Source organism: Borrelia hispanica CRI, from assembly GCF_000500065.1.
GTDB classification, from domain to species: Bacteria; Spirochaetota; Spirochaetia; order Borreliales; family Borreliaceae; genus Borrelia; species Borrelia hispanica.
This window is the reverse complement of record NZ_AYOU01000065.1, coordinates 1-5,077: the sequence shown is the minus strand read 5'-3', so window position 1 is coordinate 5,077 and position 5,077 is coordinate 1. Positions and strand designations below refer to the sequence as shown.

The 5,077-nt window shown below is 24.8% G+C and carries 5 protein-coding genes and 1 pseudogene; 1 reads left to right on the top strand and 5 read right to left on the bottom strand.

All coding sequences use genetic code 11. The features are described from left to right. The 5 genes from U880_RS0101720 to U880_RS0101700 all read right to left on the bottom strand — a co-directional run. Positions 1 to 941 (bottom strand): recombinase RecT (locus tag U880_RS0101720; protein ID WP_024654516.1); only part of this gene is annotated, 941 nt, incomplete at its 3' end. A 313-nt stretch (positions 942 to 1,254) separates the two neighbouring features. Beyond that, positions 1,255 to 1,782 carry a chromosome replication/partitioning protein gene (locus U880_RS0101715; RefSeq protein WP_024654515.1) on the bottom strand — a complete coding sequence of 176 codons (528 nt, stop codon included), beginning with the start codon at positions 1,780 to 1,782 and terminating at the stop codon, positions 1,255 to 1,257. A 97-nt stretch (positions 1,783 to 1,879) separates the two neighbouring features. Beyond that, on the bottom strand, positions 1,880 to 2,620 hold the full coding sequence (locus U880_RS0101710) for a ParA family protein (RefSeq protein ID WP_024654514.1): 741 nt from the start codon (positions 2,618 to 2,620) through the stop codon (positions 1,880 to 1,882). After that, positions 2,596 to 3,174, bottom strand: coding sequence for a DUF226 domain-containing protein (locus U880_RS0101705; protein ID WP_024654513.1), 579 nt, complete (start codon positions 3,172 to 3,174; stop codon positions 2,596 to 2,598). The genes U880_RS0101710 and U880_RS0101705 overlap by 25 nt, the downstream gene beginning before the upstream one ends. A gap of 9 nt (positions 3,175 to 3,183) precedes the next feature. Continuing rightward, positions 3,184 to 4,296 carry a plasmid maintenance protein gene (locus tag U880_RS0101700; protein WP_024654512.1) on the bottom strand — a complete coding sequence of 371 codons (1,113 nt, stop codon included), beginning with the start codon at positions 4,294 to 4,296 and terminating at the stop codon, positions 3,184 to 3,186. Between the two features lie 205 nt (positions 4,297 to 4,501). Between U880_RS0101700 and U880_RS0101695 the strand changes: the two are divergent. Next, positions 4,502 to 5,077 (top strand): annotated as a pseudogene (locus U880_RS0101695) (DUF244 domain-containing protein); the annotation flags it as partial.

Sequence of the window (5,077 nt, the reverse complement as noted above, 5' to 3'; positions counted from 1 at the left end):
TCAAGATTACTTAAATCCCTACTACTTTTAGTAAAGTATTCTTTAATTAAATTACACCAATACTCAATACTCTTTAACGTTTTATTTTTATCAAAGTATTCAAGTAATTTAGAATCATCTCCCGCTTTAACAGACTCAAGATAATCGTTTATTTCTGACAAACTACTAAATGGTTTATCACTTAAAAACCTATACATATTTCTTGATGCTATTAGTAAGTTTTGATAACAATAATACTTAGTAGGAACAGATTTATTTATATCTTCTCCAGAATTATGATTAACAGATTGTATTTCAATTGTTGCTTCAGGTGTTGAATTATTTATTTCTTCCGATCTTTGTAATTCTTGTTGTAATACAGTACCCATATCCTCTAATTCTTCTCTTATATATGGCATGCTCTCAAGTCCTGAACCTGGTAAAGTTCTACATAAACAACTTACAGCACATTTTCTTAACATGAATACTGGCTTTTCTCTCCAAATAGGTGTGTTCTTAAAATATTCACTAAGTAAAACAGAAAAACTATAACGATTACCATCATCTGATTTGAAAACAGCTGTACACTGCCAATCTTCTTGTATCACCTTATTACCTTTAGAATCAATCTTAATTGATTTAACCAATTTTTCTTCAAAGTCAAGATCATACTTACTATATCCAGCTTCATATGCACGTATAAGCAATGTTTGATATGCTACTACAACTGTATAACGACCATTGAACGGTATTACGTATGCTTCCTTCTTAAATGGATTTAATTTGTTTACTTGTAATAAAGTTAAAATTTCTCGTTCTGAATAAGCATCTATCTTTTTAAGATTATGCATAATCTTGTATGTTTCCCATACTTCTGCAATATTACTTGAATTCATTTTATCTATTATTACATCTACTGTATTTGTTGATTGATTTTTTATCATATTATTATTTTTATTCATTTTTTATCTCCTCAATTAGGTTTAATATAAATAATATAATATAACAAAGAATTATTTTTGTCAACCATTTATAAAATTTCTATAAAAATAATGAAACATTGGATTACTAAAGTTGAATATAAAAATTCAGAGCTTAATTAAAAACTCTTCGATGAACCTTTAAATAAGCTCTGATACTTTGATTAGCACGAACCTAACTGAAGGTAGTACCAAAATGAAGAATACTACTATCAACGATGGTTATCGTACACTAAATATAAAATAAAATCAACTTAAATTTATATGTTTAATTATTTATCAATAATTATTACACTTAACCTCTTAAACGTTTAAATTCCTTTAAAAATTCTTCTATTAAATCTTTTTTAGATTGAAATAATTGATCCATTAAAAAACCAGTAAATTTAGCATTTTTTTTATAAAAATCATAACTATCTTGTCTTTTAAGTTGAAAACGCAGAGGTTTTATTGGATTTTTTTTGGATTTTTTAACCTTAATCCCATCTTTATCTCTCAAAGCCAATAAAGAATTGACAAGCCCATTTTCAATAACAAATTGTTCTTCTAATAGTCCTTCTTCTATTGCATTTCCTATTCTAATATAATCATATACTTGAGTTCGTGCAATTCTATAATTTTTTGCAAATGAATTGAAACTATTGTATCCGTCCAACTTATAATATTCGTTATCTTTTATTTCCTTTAAAATTTTAATAATTTCTATCTTATGAAAGATTTCTCTTCTAAAATTATTAACTAATTTACTTTTCAAATTTTCATAATATTCTCGTTGATTATTCTCAACTTTCTCTAAATTTCTTTTATTTACCTTTACTATCATAATTATCTCCTTATATCTCCTTAAGTTATAAATAATACTATTTAGTTATCCCAAATTGGGATAACTAAAAGTTTTAAATAAACTTCTTAAAACAATTTTAAATTCCACTTAAAAATTTACTAACAGCATTTTCATATTCATGAATATAATCTTTTTTTAAAGAAAAAGTAGAATTGCTTGCTATAGCTCTATTCAAATCCTCTCTTTCTGAAATAATACCTAAAAAATTTTTTCTATCCTTAACTAAATTTAAAAATTCTTTATGTGTATTATTTTTTTTAAATCTTGTTATAAGTAAAAATACAGGTAGATTTAATCCTAACTTACCTAAGAAAAAATCAAACAAATCTAAACATTCTACAGCCCATTTTTCTGCTATTATTGGAACAATAATACAATCACTACTTAATAACGCGTTTTTAGATATAAAATCAAAACTGGGTGCCGTATCTAATATTATATAATCATAATTATTACAAAAACATGCTAAAATAGATTTAAGTAATAATTCTTTAAATTCAATTGTATCTTCATTAAGTTTATGTAAACTTAAATAGCTTGGTATTAAAAATAAGTTATCATCAAGATTTACAACTGCTTTTTGAATTTCTAATTCATTAACCAAAACTTCATATATATTACTATTTTTTAAATCTATATCGTTCTCATGTATTTTATCTTGATAATAGCTTGTAACCGATGCTTGAGTATCCATATCTATGATTAAGACTTTATTTGTTCTGGATAGTAAAAATGCAAAGGCTAAACAAGTCGTACTTTTCCCAACACCACCTTTAATCGATGCAATTGTTATTACTTTAGGTTTTTTGATATCCATTTTTTTATAATACCTCCATTTGGTAATTTTTTATTGTAAAATTCATGTACTTGTTTTTCTAAAGTTTCAAGTATTGCAATATAAGTTTTAGTATATTTTGAATCTGCTTTATCTTTTCTAACTAAATAAGAAAATCCTCTTAAATAACAAAATACACTTCCCTTTTTAAATCTAAATTCTATATAATGTATTCTAGAAAACGTAGACGTTTTCATAATACCATTTTCTTCATACTTTCTAACTACATTTTTTATTGGTTTCCTGGAACCGTAAAATATTCCTAAAAATTTATCTCCTTCTTTTAGAGAAAATAAATGAAATGATTCTATCTTTTCTTGATTGAATAATCCTCTAAATGAAACAAAAAATTTATTCTTTTGGCTTCTATTAACCCCAAATCGATACATATCCTTCATTATTTTTAAGTGATACAATATTCTGTTATTTTGATTTTCTATTTTAATAAAGAGAGACTTTTCTCTTGTTGTTGTATTTTCTACCTTTTTTTCAATTTCTATTTTTTTTTCTTTAAGACGCTCTAATACACTATCCATAAAAAATCCTTAATCAACAATCTTTTCATACTCTTCTACTTTTAAATGCTCTTTGCCCTCTACCATCTCTAAAATCTCATAGTAATAATGATTATTAAATACTTGACTATATTTCAAATCACTCTGTTTGTTTAAATAATCTTTCAATATTGGCGCTAAAACTTTAACCTCTACTTTGTTCTTCAACTGATCTATCAGTATACTAAATATATTATTTCTAATCTGCTGCTGATCTTCTTTCTGGTCTTTTTTCTTGCATTCAACTGTTTTCTTAATCCTCTTTACTATCTGCCCTAAATCGCCGTATTTACTACTCTCTAAAATAAAGTGCGGCTTGTCTTTATACTTTTCATACGCTTTTTGTATCTCTGTTTCTAATTGCTTCTCATTGTATCCTTCTTTTTTTAATACTTCCTTTGTCTCTTCTAATGCCTTTTCTAATTCCTTTTGTTTTTCTACTAATTTATTGCTTTTATTTTGTTCTCTTTCTATTCTATTCTCTTCTTTCTTCAGTTCTATTAGCTTTGCTATTTTTATTTCTTTTGTTGTTTCTAAATTCAAAATTGAGAGATATTTATCATCTTTGAATTCACACTTCTTTATGTACTTTTCTAGCTGTGCCTTTTCTCTTTCTGTTTTTTCTACCTCTTTCTTCTTATTATTATTATTATTATTATTAATATTATTATTAATACACTCCCATTTTTCTACACTCCCATTTTTCTTTAGACTCCCATTATTAGTGCATGTTTGTTGATGATATAAGTTAGCACGTTGTTGGAATCTGTCTTCTTTTTTGTCTTTAAAATGTTTATTGATTTTATAGTGACATACTTTTTTAGAAAATCTAAGTTTATAGTGAATTTCAGTACCGCAATTTTCTCCTAAATGTCTGTAATAGTTACTAGTTACTTGAAATTCTTTTTCTAGTTTGTATAAATAACTTTGTAGAGTTTTGAGTGTAGCTTTTTTTTGACCATTGTTGTTTAAGTTATTATTAAAATAGTAGAGTATTTTATTTTGATTATATTTTTTAAACTTAGAATTTACAAAATTTAATGTTGATATTAAAACGATTAATTTGTGTTGGTATTTATTGATTTTTTTCTTTATTCTTTTCATTTTTTATCTCCTCAATTAGGTTTTACTAGAATTTATAATAACGCAATTGTTATTAAAAAGTAAACCTATTTTTAATAAAAATTTTTTTATTAAAAAAAAAACAAAAATATATATAACAAATATGAATAATATAGTAATAAATTGACAAAAATAATTCTTTGTTATATTATATTATTTATATTAAACCTAATTGAGGAGATAAAAAATGAATAAAAATAATGTTGCAAAAGTAAATATACAAGAAATTATAGTTAATAATCAAGTAATTAATAGGGGAGTAAAAAAAATGAATCAACAAAATTTATACACCCAACCAGTTATTAAAGGTTTAGAATCTTTTGTTCCAACCGTAGATTCTGATAATAAACAAACTAATGTAAGTAAAATGAGCAAAATAGGACGTAAATTACCTGGTATCAAAAAGAATGAATATTTCAAGTTTAATAGTAAAGTAGATTTTTCTATTCAACGTGAAGGATTAACAAGATTTGGTGCTAGTGAAGTTGGGAGTATATTTCTTGGTGCTGATACTGCTTCTGAATTAATTGTAAGTAGAGTACTTAAATTTTTTGGGAAAGAAGTTCCATATAAAGATAATTTGCATATTAAAAAAGGAAAAGCATTAGAAAATTTAGGATTTGATGAGTTTCTACGTATTTATTCTGATAATATACAAGTTTTACATAAAAACAAATATGCTAATGGGATAGACAAATATAATTACTTCAAACGAGTAGGATTAGGAGATAATCTTGTTGGTGCAACAATAGATGGTTGGTTT